This is a genomic window from Paenibacillus alba (assembly GCF_013204855.1).
Lineage (GTDB): Bacteria > Bacillota > Bacilli > Paenibacillales > NBRC-103111 > Paenibacillus_E > Paenibacillus_E alba.
Genome location: NZ_JABMKZ010000002.1, coordinates 106,917 through 120,662 on the forward strand (window position 1 = coordinate 106,917; position 13,746 = coordinate 120,662).

13 protein-coding genes and 1 pseudogene are annotated in these 13,746 nt (G+C 43.8%); 4 read left to right on the forward strand and 10 right to left on the reverse strand.

Going from position 1 to position 13,746, the window contains the following annotated elements; translation table 11 throughout:
• Positions 1-109 precede the first annotated feature (109 nt).
• Genes HQN90_RS00525 through HQN90_RS00550 form a run of 6 tightly spaced genes read right to left on the reverse strand, consistent with a single transcriptional unit; the run spans position 110 to position 5,174 of the window.
• Positions 110-511: a DUF4395 domain-containing protein gene (locus tag HQN90_RS00525; protein ID WP_173215472.1), complete on the reverse strand. Its 402-nt coding sequence runs from the start codon at positions 509-511 to the stop codon at positions 110-112.
• 12 nt (positions 512-523) lie between these two features.
• Entirely contained in the window at positions 524-1,558 is a 1,035-nt protein-coding gene (locus tag HQN90_RS00530; protein ID WP_173215474.1) for an ABC transporter substrate-binding protein, read from the reverse strand.
• 51 nt (positions 1,559-1,609) lie between these two features.
• Positions 1,610-1,948 carry a 4Fe-4S binding protein gene (locus HQN90_RS00535; RefSeq protein ID WP_173215476.1) on the reverse strand — a complete coding sequence of 113 codons (339 nt, stop codon included), beginning with the start codon at positions 1,946-1,948 and terminating at the stop codon, positions 1,610-1,612.
• Positions 1,945-3,561, reverse strand: a complete 1,617-nt coding sequence (locus HQN90_RS00540) for an FAD-dependent oxidoreductase (protein WP_173215478.1) — start codon at positions 3,559-3,561, stop codon at positions 1,945-1,947. Before HQN90_RS00540 ends, HQN90_RS00535 begins: the two co-directional genes overlap by 4 nt.
• A gap of 34 nt (positions 3,562-3,595) precedes the next feature.
• On the reverse strand, positions 3,596-4,369 hold the full coding sequence (locus tag HQN90_RS00545; protein ID WP_173215480.1) for an ATP-binding cassette domain-containing protein: 774 nt from the start codon (positions 4,367-4,369) through the stop codon (positions 3,596-3,598).
• Positions 4,370-4,382: 13 nt separating this feature from the next.
• Positions 4,383-5,174, reverse strand: a complete 792-nt coding sequence (locus tag HQN90_RS00550; RefSeq protein WP_079420992.1) for an ABC transporter permease subunit — start codon at positions 5,172-5,174, stop codon at positions 4,383-4,385.
• Positions 5,175-5,572: 398 nt separating this feature from the next.
• Here HQN90_RS00550 and cysT point away from each other — a divergent pair, with 398 nt between their 5' ends.
• From cysT to HQN90_RS00570, 4 genes are read left to right on the forward strand one after another with little or no spacing between them, the layout of a single operon-like run.
• Positions 5,573-6,406: a sulfate ABC transporter permease subunit CysT gene (gene cysT, locus HQN90_RS00555; RefSeq protein ID WP_079420991.1), complete on the forward strand. Its 834-nt coding sequence runs from the start codon at positions 5,573-5,575 to the stop codon at positions 6,404-6,406.
• Positions 6,403-7,209, forward strand: a complete 807-nt coding sequence (locus HQN90_RS00560; protein ID WP_173215482.1) for a sulfate ABC transporter permease subunit — start codon at positions 6,403-6,405, stop codon at positions 7,207-7,209. Before cysT ends, HQN90_RS00560 begins: the two co-directional genes overlap by 4 nt.
• A gap of 14 nt (positions 7,210-7,223) precedes the next feature.
• Positions 7,224-8,309 carry an ABC transporter ATP-binding protein gene (locus tag HQN90_RS00565; protein WP_173215484.1) on the forward strand — a complete coding sequence of 362 codons (1,086 nt, stop codon included), beginning with the start codon at positions 7,224-7,226 and terminating at the stop codon, positions 8,307-8,309.
• Between the two features lie 34 nt (positions 8,310-8,343).
• Entirely contained in the window at positions 8,344-9,468 is a 1,125-nt protein-coding gene (locus HQN90_RS00570; RefSeq protein WP_173215486.1) for a sulfate ABC transporter substrate-binding protein, read from the forward strand.
• Between the two features lie 65 nt (positions 9,469-9,533).
• Here the strand turns inward: HQN90_RS00570 and HQN90_RS00575 are convergent, their stop codons facing one another.
• The 4 genes and pseudogenes from HQN90_RS00575 to HQN90_RS00590 all read right to left on the reverse strand — a co-directional run bounded on the left by HQN90_RS00575 (position 9,534) and on the right by HQN90_RS00590 (position 13,544).
• Positions 9,534-10,241: a YoaK family protein gene (locus tag HQN90_RS00575; protein ID WP_173215488.1), complete on the reverse strand. Its 708-nt coding sequence runs from the start codon at positions 10,239-10,241 to the stop codon at positions 9,534-9,536.
• 484 nt (positions 10,242-10,725) lie between these two features.
• Positions 10,726-11,598: an SMI1/KNR4 family protein gene (locus tag HQN90_RS00580; RefSeq protein ID WP_173215490.1), complete on the reverse strand. Its 873-nt coding sequence runs from the start codon at positions 11,596-11,598 to the stop codon at positions 10,726-10,728.
• Position 11,599: 1 nt separating this feature from the next.
• The gene (locus HQN90_RS00585; protein ID WP_173215492.1) at positions 11,600-12,301 is read right to left on the reverse strand and encodes a hypothetical protein; all 702 of its coding nucleotides are present in this window, start codon (positions 12,299-12,301) and stop codon (positions 11,600-11,602) included.
• A gap of 86 nt (positions 12,302-12,387) precedes the next feature.
• Positions 12,388-13,544 (reverse strand): annotated as a pseudogene (locus HQN90_RS00590) (IS110 family RNA-guided transposase).
• Positions 13,545-13,746 lie beyond the last annotated feature (202 nt).

Below are 13,746 nucleotides of genomic sequence, written 5' to 3' on the forward strand. Positions count from 1 at the left end.
TTTTTAACATATTTTCAGCAAATAATTCCCGATGTGAAAAGACTCCCAACTTGCAACTGCACAAGTGAGAGCCTCTCCGTGTTGAACCTGCTGCTTCTTGAGAATCAAGTTATCTGAGTTTAAACTGTTTGTACTGATAATAGATCGTACATCCAACACAATAGCCAAGAAGCGCTGCACCGGCAGCCAATAATAAGAAACCCGTGAAAACATAGCCAACAATCGTCCATCCAATGGCAAATGCGATAAGGGACAAAGAAAGGAACAATACAGCCAGTGAATTATTAAACTTCGTTAATTCTTCTGCTTGTGTCTCTTTCCCGTTCCGTGGCAAAAAGGGTTTAGCAACCGCTACGAACACGTTCCATTTCCCGCCGCCGATAAGTCCCAGCACCTGGATGAGCCATAATAATACGACAAGCCAAGACCATTGCAAGGCAAATGCCAACAGAACAAAAACTACAATCCCCGTTTGATTCGCTTTTACATAGGCCATTGGGACTTCTTTCATCCGAATTCCTCCTTATTTCACCAACCACTCCTGGATGGCAAAATCTTTCTTCGCCAAGCCTTGCTCGACGAGAAACTTTTTGGTTTCATCAATCAGCTTCAAGCCTTCTGTCGGCACGGCTTCAATAGGCCATTGCTCGATTTTGAATGAAGCCCTGACCACATCTTCTGGATAACCGGAAGCTTCCGCGTAGAATTTCCAATACGCATCCGGATTTTCGCGAATTTCTTTCACAGCTTTTGTCCGAAGGTCATTCCATAGCTTAGGGAACTGCGGATTTTTGGCCAAATAATCCTCGGTTACGACCGTTAGGCTAGAGCCTTGAAGAATCGGATGTTTCGCGGCTTCATCAATAGCTACATATCCTTTTTTCAAAAGTAATGGACCAAAACCGGTCGGATACGCATAGGCGGCAATATCGCCGCGGGCTAAAGCCGCTTCTCCATCAGCAGGCAATAGGTGCAAGATTTTAACGCTTTTGTCCAATCCCTGCTCTTTGAGTAAGCTGGTTAAATAACGGCTCATGTACGAGCCTTGCGACGTTGCGACTTTTTTGTCCTTCAGATCCGCTAACGTTTTGGGGCCGTCTGCTTTGGCGACTAGCCAGGCATTCATATTCACTTGCGATAAATTGATTAACCGTGTTTTCAGCCCAGCTGCTTTCCCGTTAATGGCTGGCGTATCGCCATAGATGCCTACATCCAAGGTCCCAGCGGTTATCGCCTCATTTAAGTTGGGTCCGTTAGGAAAAGTGAAATATTTGAACTCTTTAACACCGTATTTCTTTAGCTCGCTCTCCAAGTAGCCTTTGGATTGCGCCCAACCTTCGGGTCCTGTAATCGTTTTGTTGTTATTCGCCGAAATAAAGCCAATTCGCAGTGTTTCAGGCAGTTTAATTTGAGCATCTGCCGAAGCCCCAGCAGCTGTGGGTGCTGTCGTAGCTGTCGCCGAAGTATTCGTCGTTTTAGCGCCGCAAGCGGCTAAGAATGCGCTAAATAAAGTTAGTATAAGGGCAATACTGAGTAATTTCAATGATTTCTGTGTCATATGTCTGTGACCCCCTGCATGATGTTTAAATGGAATGAATGATATTGTTAATTAATGTGATGCGTGCATCCGCTGGAAAATAATATAGGAACCATCCGACGATGCTGTAGATTTCCTGCCCCGGCCCCAGCCAAGATCTTCTTTGTAGCTGCCCAGCAGGCCATCTTCAACTAATTCACTTTCGCTAACGGCAATCGACTGTTCAGCAACAGGCGAAACGTAAAGAGCATCCGTCGGGCAATAGAGTTCACACATAAAGCAGCTTTGGCAGTCGGATTGTCTGGCAATGACGGGGATATCCCCGGCAACGGCTTCGAAAACATTCGTTGGGCATACCGATACGCACTGATTGCAGCTTATGCAGCGGTCTTTACTTAGTAGTTCAATCATGACACAACAGCCTCCCTTAAAATGTTGGCTTCTTCCGACCGTTCCGCCAAAGGCTTCGCCCATCTCGTATCCAACCCACCGCTAATGATGCGATATTTCTGATTCAAATCGATTTTCGGAAAATCCTCCCGACGATGCATGCCGCGGGTTTCTGTTCTTAACAAGCCGCTTGTAAACATCCATCTCGCTGTCGCTGTCATGGCTGCCGCTTCGCGAACACGAACGATATTCCCATCGCTTGCTTGAATCCCTTGCTTCAATTCGTTCCAAAGGCGATCCAATCTCCCTAGCGAGTCCTCCATACCTTCCCCTGTGCGGAACCAATTCCGATCATAGGGGAATACTTCAGCTTGAACCGCCTTGATGACCTCTTGCGTATCCACCGCATCCGAGCGGGTCGTCGCTTGCTTCGGAACACCGGTTGCTTCTGATAATCCTTTCGCATTCCGATTTGCCGCTGCAACACCTAGCTTCTGCGCATATTTAGCGGCAGCTTCGCCTGAGAAATACCCTGAAGACATGGCCCAAGCTGCATTATGACTACCGCCTCCAGTGAAGCCTCCACAGATCAATTCCCTCGTCGCGGCATCTCCTGCAGCATAGAGACCCGGAACTTCCGTGGCACAAGTTTCATCAATGATATGAATGCCGCCAGTCCCTCTTACCGTTCCTTCAAAACGCAAGGTGACCGGGAACTTTTGGGTAAATGGATCAATCCCAAGACGATCGAACGACAAGAAGAAATTAGGCTGCGCTTGACGCATCGCTTTTTTGACGATCTCATCCGCTTTATCAATCTTGGCATATACAGGCTGTGTAAGCAGTGTCTTGGCAATCACAGAACGCCCTCTTTGCGATCCTGCCCCTTCGATGATGCCGCCATCTTCATAGTAGAAAGTTGCCCATGTATAGAAAGCTGATTTCGTCACGGGCGAGAATGCCGGTGCTAAGGAATAAGCTGTGGAGAACTCCATCCCCGATAAATTCGCTCCTGCTTCAGCGGCTAATAAATATCCATCACCCGTCAACACATTGGTTCCAAGCGCTTTGCTAAGGAAAGCACACCCTCCTGTTGCAATAATTACGGAGGCCGCATCCACTCGCCATGCTCCTTTGGTTTGGTTATTAATACCCGTGGCTCCAGCAACGCCATGCTCGTCGGCAAGCAGCTCCAAGGCCGGGCTATGATCTAGAATTCGCACACCCGCTTTTTGCACTTGCTTACGCATCAACTTCATATATTCAGGACCTTGCAAGCTCTTCCGATGGGAAATCCCTGTTTCATCCAAAGGGAACGGATAGCCCCAAGCTGCGATTTGATTCGTGTTCGCATACGTCCGGTCCAAAACTCTCTTCATCCATCCGCGATCTGCCAAGTAGCCGCCTAGCGCCTCTCTGCTCTTCATCGCTTCCTCACGCTCATGCTCCGTTGGATTTACATACCATAAGCCGGTACCCGATGGTGCTGTTGCCCCGCTTGTTCCACAGTATCCTTTATCCACCAAAACAACTTTGGCGCCTTCTTTGGCAGCAGTGATCGCTGCCCATGCTCCGGAAGGCCCCCCGCCTATGACGAGTACATCAGCTTGTAATTGAACTTCGAATTGGGTCATCCTAACTTCCTCCTTAGTAACGTTACCGTTTCCTTTAAATAGAGAATGCGTCTACAGCTGAGATTCTAGCTTGCTCATAGGGCTTCTTCACAAGCAAACGGTCTAATATCGTCTTCTCAAAATAGGCAAACCCGCTGTCATGCTCTCTTGGACGCGAGAGTGAAATCTTTAAATCCAGCCCTATTTTCCCATCCTCAATCACGATAACTCGATCCGCTAGTGCAACTGCCTCGCTCACATCATGTGTAACTAACAGAACCGTGAATTGCTGCTCAAGCCACAGCTGCTCAATCAGCTGCTGCATTTCGATGCGGGTCAAAGCATCCAATGCACCTAACGGTTCGTCCAGCAGCAAAAGCCTTGGATTACCGGCCAGCGCTCTTGCTAATGCCACCCGCTGTCTTTGACCGCCGGAGAGTACAGATGGCCAATCATCCTTTTTGTGTTCCAACCCAACTTGCTGCAGGGCACGGAAGGCAATTTCTTTATCTCCTGATTTAACGCCAATTCTAACGTTGTCAATATTCTTTTTCCATGGCAGCAGTCGATGCTCCTGAAACAGCACCCTAGTATCTTCATGAATACCTTGAATCGACTGTGCATCCAACAAAATCGCTCCACTTGAAGCTTCATCGAGCCCTGCTATCAAACGCAGCAGTGTACTTTTCCCGCAGCCGCTGCGCCCTACAATCGCCACGAACTCTCCTTGCTTAATGGTCAAATCAATACCTGACAATACATTTGTTGGACCAAAGGCTTTATTAACATTGCGTATATTCAGCTGGACGCCTCCCGATTTGCTACTCATCTCTCATTCCCCCTTATTTCGCTTTCTGAATATAATTGTGATGCCACTTCAACCAACGATTTTCGAAATATTTAGCTGCTAAATCAGATAATTTCCCTAATAAGGCATATAAAATGACACAGAGGACAACGACATCCATTTGCATAAACTCCCTGGCATGTGTTGCCATATAGCCGATGCCTGAATCCGCCGCAATCGTTTCTGCCACAATTAAGCTGAGCCACATAATACCTAGGGAGAATCGGATGCCGAGCAGAATATTGGCTAATGCTCCTGGCAGAATGACTTTCGTAAACAATGAGAACCCTTTGAGCCCGTATACCCGGCCCATTTCTACCAAGCCTGGGTCAACAGAACGAATTCCGTGAAACGTATTTAAATAAATCGGAAACGCCACACCCAAGGAGACAAGAAATAATTTGGACGTCTCTCCGATGCCGAACCACATGATCACAAGTGGAATCATCGCTAAGTGCGGAATAGTTCGAACCATTTGGACGGAAGAATCTATGTAACGCTCCGCTATCGGGAAAATTCCATTAAGTAGGCCGATGACAAAAGCAATGCTTCCTCCGATTAGAAAGCCCAGAAACGCACGCTTCGTACTTACCGCTACATATTCAAAAATCGTGCCATCTTGAATTACGCCATACAAGGCTTTCAAAACTTCCAATGGTGTTGGTAAGATTCGCTCCGATAACCAGCCGGATAATCCAAGAATCTGCCAAAGGAGCAGCACTAGAATCGGAATGACCCATGGCTCCCAAAACCTGGCGCTTAGTGATGCTGTGCGATTTGCTAACATACAGATCCCTCTTTCTTCTCATAAAGTAAAGTGGCGTTAGAAAACGAAAAGACTCCCAGTTCTTACCCCTGCATAGGCCGTAAGAATGGGAGTCTCCAGTTATCCGGTCGACTCTTTTATTTAATTTTATAATTCATACCCGATTACTTGGATATAAGTTGAGTCTTATACTATCACCGCTTTTTCATGTCGTCAACGGATAATTTTACCAAAAAGCACTTTTCATCCTAAATCCGAGTCTCCGCCTACATCTCCTCGCAAGGATAAATGAATCGCTTCATCTAAAGATAGCAAATTTCAAAAAAATTAGGGTCATCATGTATAAAATTCAAGATTAGTGTATTGACAAATAAGACCATCGGCTGTTATAGTCAATTTATTATTCCGAGTAAAACGCTATGATTAATACTTTTAGGTGGTGTAATGTGGGAAATAAGGTGTTTAAAGCTACGGTTCGATCTGTGCTTATTGGCTATCTGATTGTACTGCTTCTCATTCCAATAGGTTCCATCTATGTCAAAGGATTTTCATTAGGATGGGATCCGTTTTGGAAAGAAGTTACTGGTCCGCTAGCCTGGAAGTCCATTTTACTAACGATTAAGCTAAGTGTTATCTCTACTGTTATTGAAGCAATTGTCGGTACCATCATTGCTTATGTTCTTGTCAGGTATACATTTCGCGGCAAAAGCATTTTAAACAGTATGGTCGATCTCCCGTTCTCCTTGCCAACCTCAGTCGCTGGGTTGATGTTTCTTACCCTATTAGGACCATCAAGTCCGTTAGGCGTATGGCTCGATCATGTTGGCATCAAGCTGCTGTACAATCAAACAGCTATCATCATTGGTCTAGTCTTCGTTACATTCCCTTTCGTGATTCGAACCGTTCAGCCCTTGCTGGAACAGCTCGATCCTGCTGAAGAGCAAGCCAGCTTCACTCTTGGCGCAGGAAAGTTTTACACCTTCCTACGCATTGTATTCCCAGCTATTTTCCCCGGCATCATCGCAGGCAGTATGCTCGCATTCTCAAGATCTTTAGCCGAATTCGGCGCCATCTCCTTGATATCCGGGAATTTGCCCGGAAAAACAATGGTTGCATCGGTCTATATATACGGCGAGACACAGAATTTCAATCCTGAAGGCGCAGCAGCTATTTCTATCGTACTCCTTACATTGTCGGTCCTCATTCTATGGATCATTAATGTATTGACTCGCGGAAAGGGGCGCCTGGCATGAGAAAACTCTTAATTACCATTTCATTTTTAGTCATCTTGCTTCTGATCATACTCCCTTTTCTCGGCATCACCTTTGGCGCGTTTGAAGAAGGCTTTCAACCCTTTTGGGATTCTCTTAAGCGGCCTGAAGCTCTGCATGCTCTGAAAATCTCGCTGATTATCGTTGTTATTGTCACCATTCTAAATACGATCGTTGGTGTTTATGTATCGTTAGCCATCGTTCGTGGAACTTGGATAGCGCGCTGGTTAAAACCAATCATCAATGCCATCATCGATTTACCGTTTGCTGTATCTCCAATTATCGTTGGTTTAATGGTCATTTTAATATTTGGTCCCAATACAGCATTAGGCGCTTTTATGGAAGATCATAACATGAAAATCGTTTATGCCATCCCCGGTATGGTGCTGGCGACCATGTTTATCACCTTTCCATTAATGGTCCGAGAAGTCGTTCCTTTGCTGGAAGAGATCGGCACACAATCCGAGGAAGCTTCCGCAACGCTAGGCGCTGGCGCATGGCGCACATTTATTCAGATTACATGGCCAGGTATCCGTTGGGGTGTTCTATACGGTCTCATTTTAACTGTCGCTAGATCGCTTGGTGAGTTCGGCTCCATCCTCGTCGTCTCCGGAAATATTATCAATCAAACGCAAACGGCAACGACACTCGTCTATCAAGATGCCGAGCAGTTTCAACTGGTTGCGGCCAATAGTCTAGCTTTCGTCTTGGGACTTATCTCTATTTCAATATTATTATCACTGGAATGGCTAAAAAGAAGAAGTGAGCATTTGCGGAATCATTAAGGAGGAGCATACCTATGCACATCGAGGTTAAAAACTTAAATAAACATTTCGGTCAATTCCATGCCATCAAAGATGTTAATTTCAGCATTACCAAAGGTCATCTTGTCGGTCTGATCGGACCCAGCGGCGGCGGTAAAACGTCTATCCTTCGGATGTTGTCCGGACTTGAAGCGCCAACAGCAGGAGATATTTATTTCGATGGTAAATTAGCCACCCATCTGTCCGTTCAAGAGCGCGGAATCGGCTTTGTCTTCCAAAGCTATGCCCTCTTCAAGCATATGACTGTATTTGAAAATGTCGCATATGGCTTAAAGGTTCTGAAAAAACCAAAGGATTTCATTCAAGATCGTGTCACGTATTTACTGAAATTGATGGGACTTTCCGGTAGTGAACGCAAATATCCGCACCAGCTTTCTGGTGGGCAACGTCAGCGCGTTGCTTTCGCCAGAGCCTTGGCCCCTGAGCCTCAGCTCCTTCTACTCGATGAGCCATTCGCAGCTATTGATGCTAAGATTCGCAAAGAACTGCGACTATGGCTGCGCAATCTCATTGATGAGTTTAAAGTAACCACCTTATTCGTAACCCATGATCAAGATGAAGCCATTGAAGTCGCTGACGAAATCATTCTCGTTCAAGGCGGGAAAATCGAGCAGCAAGGCAGTCCTTGGGAAATCTATACGAAGCCAGCTTCCTCTTTCGTCGCTTCCTTCATTGGTGAATCCAATATCATTCCAGCCTACACACCACTTATCGGTTTCCCTTATTTAGAGGAAGTTCAACAAGACGGCCAGTGGTTGCCTGATGTGAATGTCATGATTCGTCCTGAGTCCATCGAAGTGCGTCCGCACGACGTTAGCCATTTGGCTACAGCCGGGGAAAAAGGGAAAGTCACACATGTTCATTTCCGCGGAGATTCTTGGTATCTCGAGATCGATACCGGAGCGCTTAAGCTCTTCGCCTACCAATCTGTTAAAGAAAAAATTTATAAAACCGGTGATGAAGTGAATATCCTCATCCATCACATTTCCGTATTCACGAAAACAGAAAACAAAGTCATTGAAAATCAGGCCAAACAAGATCCGCTGCCTGTTTTTATATAAAACCTATATACATTTAGAAGGGGAGTTTAAAACCATGAAAAATTTCAAATCGCTTGGCTTGATCACGGCAACCCTATTTACAGCAAGTATCGCACTCACCGCTTGCGGCTCAGGTTCCGGCACCAAATCGGCAAGTTCACCTGCTCCATCCGCAGCCGCAACGGCAGCAGCTACAACGACAGCCGCGGCAAGCACGACGCCTAAAGCAGATGGCGGTAAAGTTACCCTGACGATTGGCGCTTATTCCATCCTTAAAGATTCCTTAGATCAAATCATACCTAAATTTAAAGAAGATTGGAAAAAGAAAACCGGGCAGACTGTAGAATTCCAAGAATCCTATGTGGCTTCCGGCTCGCAAGCAACCGCTATTATCCAAGGCTTTGAGGCTGATATTGCTCCTCTTTCCTTGGAAGGTGATATCCAAAAGATCGTTGAAAAAGGCTTAATCACACATGACTGGAAAAACAATAAATACAAAGGCTTCATCACAGGATCCATTGCCGCAATTGGCGTTCGCGAAGGAAATCCTAAAGGCATTAAAGACTGGTCTGATTTGACAAAACCAGGCGTTGAAGTACTGATCCCTAACCCAAGCACATCTGGTGGCGCAAAATGGGATATTAACGCCGTGTATGGAGCTGGCTTGAAAACTTCTGAAGCCGCAGGCAAACAAGACCCAGCGGTTGCGAAGGATCTCCTCTCCAAAATTTATAAAAATATTAAAGTCTTGGACAAAAGCGGTGCGGATTCCCTTACAACCTTCGATAAAGGTGTAGGCGATGCCATCATTACTTATGAAAATGAGCTCGTTGCTCGCATTCAATCCGGCAAAAAATATGTGGAAGTCATTCCACCATACACAACTTCGATTGAAAATCCAGTTGCCCTTATTGATAAATACGTAGATAAGCATGGAAATCGTGAAGTAGCACAAGGCTTCTTGGATTATTTGTACACGCCTGAAGCACAAAAAGTATTTGCCGATAAAGGCTTCCGCTCCGTTCTTCCAGAAGTCGCTAAGCAATATGAGAAGAACTATACGACACCTGCCGGTCTATTCAATATCGAATACCTTGGCGGTTGGGATAAAGTAAACAAAGAGTTGTATGGCAAAGGCGCAATCTGGGAAACCATCCTAGCTGAAGGCGGAGCTAAATAATTAAAAACAAAAAGTCCGGTGCGAATCCTTCGCATCGGACTTTTTTGATGACATAATCAGTTCGATTAATTCTGATTTGAACGACTAGGCCGAAAACGTATCAAAGCAGTCAAGATGATGCCCCCCATTATACAAACTGGAATCCAAATGACTGTAAAGGGAAAATGTTGTTCTACAAATGCAGCTAATACAGCACCTAAGCCGTACAATACGATCGCAGCGGCGCGCAATATGGAATCCATTGCGAGGTGTTTCGGATGAATCCCCAAAGTGCGCCACTTACGGAGGATATCCGTTACATCCTCCACAACATTAGCCAGATTGTTGGTTAGGACAGTCGTTGAAATACCTGCAATCCCCAGACTTCTAGCTGCTGTCGTTTGCATGCCCATCGCGATGCTCAATAAGGCAATAAGCAAATAAATCGTAGAATCGCTGGCCGTTGGACCAGAAATTATTTTAAAGAGAATGAACAAGAGTAATTCAATGCCAAGAATAATCGTCACGGTAGGAGGCCACGGAGAATTCACTTTCTTTTTCCGTATAATGGATGCACCGAGCGCATTCCCCATAATAAAACCCAGTAATGCTGTTAGTGTACGAAGTACAGCCAACCCTTGTACGTGACCAATGGCTAATCCGAGCATGACAATATTTCCGGTCATATTCGCAGTGAAGATGTGACCGAGACCTAAATAACCAATTACGTCAACTATCCCTGACGTTAAACAAAGTAAAAGCAGTAATAAATGACGGCAACCGGTAGCAGACAACACCTTTCAATCCTTTCGGCATTTTGGGTATAGTATTTATTTATAGTATCATATCTTCAGATTACATGACCAATGCACTTAAATTTTGATTTAAGACCAAAACCCAAGAAAATGTTTGCTTTTGGAATTCGCCAAAATAATTGCGAAGGATACCTTACCCAAGGTGTTAACTCAATTTTGACATACAATAAAAGTGGTTTTTTGCGTAAAGAAAAGAATAATGAAGAGAACCGAAGGCGATGTGCTCTCGGTTCTTTTTTGATGTGGATATAACTTGGAATTATTTACATTTGTGAATTCTGTAACCGCTCGTACTCTCCGAGTAGTTATTTGCGTTGTTAGCGACACAGCGGCGGATAAAAAAACCACAAGCGAGAGTTAGTCGCATTGTGGTCGATATATTAGGTCTATAGTTCAAGAAGTAATTTTTCGTTCTCAAAACTCAATCTCACAAATATCTTCCGTCTCTTTGGGAGAATGGTCTTTATACAATTCCTAAGTTACTATTAAATTTTTTCAGCCCATCTAGAAAGGCATCAAAATTATCCGCAACTTTATAGACCCCCTCCTCAACTAATGGACTCTCTCTAAACATGTTATTCCAATAAAAAATTCCTTTATTGTTTCCATTACCTAAAAGCAACTTCCCTCCATTGCCTACTTCCCCTATCGCTAGATAATTTGGTGGGAACTCATCGTTAGATCTATTCCAATAATTTAAGCTGTATTTGTTTTCCACATCTATTCCAAACAGCACCTCAAGCGGTATAACTTCATTTATTCCTTCCACCAAAAAAGTTAAGTAATGAACTACTACAGTTCCCCCATTGTACTTTCTTAGAAACTGCTTATAGTCTTTCGGTAGTGTAGTATCTAGTCTTTCCTCCAAGCAATCAAGCATCTCATCCGTCGCCTGACCGAACCCTCTAATGTTACTACTCCGAATGCTCTTACTATTAATTTCATTATAGGATTCATACTCTTTTATAAAATCTCTTATATCTTTTTCAGAAGGTTTGTATGGGCTAAACACCCATCTTATATACTCATATTTAGTTTCTTCCTCCATAGTTTCCCAACGAAAGGGGCTGTGTTTTAATAAGTAAGATAAGGATCTTCTCCATATCCACTCTTTCTTTCCTTCTAACCATTTCGACCAACTATCATTTTTTGTTGGATTTTTTTTTGACTGAACTTTGATTAAAGTTTCTAATCCTCGCTCTGCTAAAACTGCTGTAAAAGGACTTGCTCCAAGACGACTATCCTGAGGGTTTGGACTAAATTTGGCTTCCATAATAATGTTATGTAAAGCAATAAGTTCTTCTTCATTTTCAAGAACGAGTTTCCATTCACTCATTTTAATTATTCTCCTTTACTGTAATGTTAGCGTTCTTACCGTTACGAATAGATCCTCTAAAAATTAACTCATTGTCTTGAGTCTCTGTGTCTAACGAATCATAGTAATCATTATAAATTTCAACTTCGACCCGATGAGTTGCTATGAAGCCTGGTCTTTGGCCAGTAAATAAGACATTATTGGCATCATCAGGGGATACCGCTTGATCAGTTAAATACACTTTCCCCCTGTTTGATATAGTAACTTCCGATTCCATAATTGCCTTTGCCCCAGCTTCATCGGTGTAATCGTATAGTATTTTTGAGCTACTCATTAAAATATATGCCGAGTTGTCTATTATAGGTTGTTGAATGACAGTAGCATTAAGTTTCTCTTGAGCCTCTTGCTGAAAAATAATCATTTCCCGTTCATCAGCTATCCATTGTTTTGTTGATTCACTTGGGGGCAATAAAGTTTTAGGATCAATGTATGGATCATTATAATTATAAGGGTCTTCGCTATGTCGACTATAATAATAGGCTGGATTTGCGGATCCAGTAGTTCTTGGACTCGTCCCAGTAGCCCCCGCTGCCCCTGCTGCTCCCCCAAGAGCGCCTCCTAATGATGGCATTCTACAAACAAAACAATGTCCAGTTGGATCCCAACGAGTTAACGGATTATTCTCCACATAAGTACAAAGGTTCAGTGAGAGCGGATTATCCAACTGCCCCTCATTACTATCTTAGTTAATAAACCGTTCACTTGGAATAAATAAGGCGTCAACTTAATTTCCAATTACAACCAATTATATCATCCTACTTGTTTCCATTGCACGCTAGGTTTTACATACTCCGTCTTATTCTTCATAAGCGAATAGATAACATCAACTAACTTCCGCATGATACATATAATTGCTTGTGTCTTCGTCTTTCCAGCTAACAACTTTTGTTGATAATACTCGTAATAGTAAGGATTATTGGGTTCCTTACTTCCTCGTTTAGTTCCAATCTGCCGACATGCTAATCTGTAAAATAGTTCATGCAAAGCCCTATTTCCTTGCTTACATTTATAGTGCTTATGGTTATCTCCTGAACCATAAATGACAGGAGCTATGCCTGAAAATCGAGCTAACTTGCTTGCATCACTGAACCTATGAATATTTCCGATTTGAGCAACAAATGCCGCTGCTGACACTAGATCAATGCCGTACATCGTTTCTAGCTTATAGCCTGTCTCTGGCATCAACATAGCTTATCTTGTTTCTATGCCTTGTAACTCTTCCTTACACCTTTGTATACGTTTGATGTGACTTTGGACAATGAAGTCCCGATCTTCTTGGTACTCACGTTTCGTACAGCCATCTTCACGAATTAGCGTTAAAATCTTCTCTGCGGTTTTCATGGAACAAGCATAGTTGCTTGGCTTTAGTAAAAACCCCCTCAATTCCTGAACAGTTGCCCCCTCCAAATAATAAGGGGCAGGGAACATCTCTGCGTATGTAATTGGTTAAGCAATGTCGTGATATCTTGAACCACAGCCGTTCGGGTAGTGACAAGCTGGCTATTTACCCAATACTTATCATTAGGCTTGGCATCAGGCAGAGTTTCCAGCTTATCGACCAAGATTTGACCAACACATTCCGCATCCCATGCATCTGATTTTTGCACGGTTGGATTGGACTTCCTGACACCATTTGGGAGGGCAGGATTGACTTCTTTGACTGTCTGCTTTTGCTCAACTAAGTGGACAGCTAATGACCTACCGTAACCCCCTGTATCCTCCAAGCCATAGATAACACGCATTCCCTTTTTCACATACTTTTTAGCTTCCTTTATTAGTTCGGGGAAAGCGCTAGGCTTGTTGTCAAACTTGAATTCGCCCAATTTTCGCTTGAAGCCATTCATAAATACAGCGGTATGATGTCGTTTATGTAAATCAACACCAACAAATATGTGATTTAAGCGCATTTCTTCGTATCGTTCATGCTGTACTTGATTTACCAGTTCTATCTTCCTCCTTGTGATTCCGCAGTAATGTTAGTTGCTTAATAAAGAGAAAGCTTGCATCCTCATTTCGAGCGGTCTATGCCGCAAAGATACCTAAGCAATGTCCTTCTCTCTATAAGCGCTCCAATCTACTCGCGGTTTTGTTTATGTTGCTGTGACTGTG

What these genes read in the sequence shown, in the direction of transcription:
- HQN90_RS00535 (WP_173215476.1), bottom strand. Translation starts at nt 1,948, where the DNA reads ATGATTGAACTACTAAGTAAAGACCGCTGCATAAGCTGCAATCAGTGC.
- HQN90_RS00550 (WP_079420992.1), bottom strand. Translation starts at nt 5,174, where the DNA reads ATGTTAGCAAATCGCACAGCATCACTAAGCGCCAGGTTTTGGGAGCCA.
- HQN90_RS00570 (WP_173215486.1), top strand. Translation starts at nt 8,344, where the DNA reads ATGAAAAATTTCAAATCGCTTGGCTTGATCACGGCAACCCTATTTACA.
- HQN90_RS00565 (WP_173215484.1), top strand. Translation starts at nt 7,224, where the DNA reads ATGCACATCGAGGTTAAAAACTTAAATAAACATTTCGGTCAATTCCAT.
- HQN90_RS00560 (WP_173215482.1), top strand. Translation starts at nt 6,403, where the DNA reads ATGAGAAAACTCTTAATTACCATTTCATTTTTAGTCATCTTGCTTCTG.
- cysT (WP_079420991.1), top strand. Translation starts at nt 5,573, where the DNA reads ATGATTAATACTTTTAGGTGGTGTAATGTGGGAAATAAGGTGTTTAAA.
- HQN90_RS00525 (WP_173215472.1), bottom strand. Translation starts at nt 511, where the DNA reads ATGAAAGAAGTCCCAATGGCCTATGTAAAAGCGAATCAAACGGGGATT.
- HQN90_RS00580 (WP_173215490.1), bottom strand. Translation starts at nt 11,598, where the DNA reads ATGAGTGAATGGAAACTCGTTCTTGAAAATGAAGAAGAACTTATTGCT.
- HQN90_RS00540 (WP_173215478.1), bottom strand. Translation starts at nt 3,561, where the DNA reads ATGACCCAATTCGAAGTTCAATTACAAGCTGATGTACTCGTCATAGGC.
- HQN90_RS00530 (WP_173215474.1), bottom strand. Translation starts at nt 1,558, where the DNA reads ATGACACAGAAATCATTGAAATTACTCAGTATTGCCCTTATACTAACT.
- HQN90_RS00545 (WP_173215480.1), bottom strand. Translation starts at nt 4,369, where the DNA reads ATGAGTAGCAAATCGGGAGGCGTCCAGCTGAATATACGCAATGTTAAT.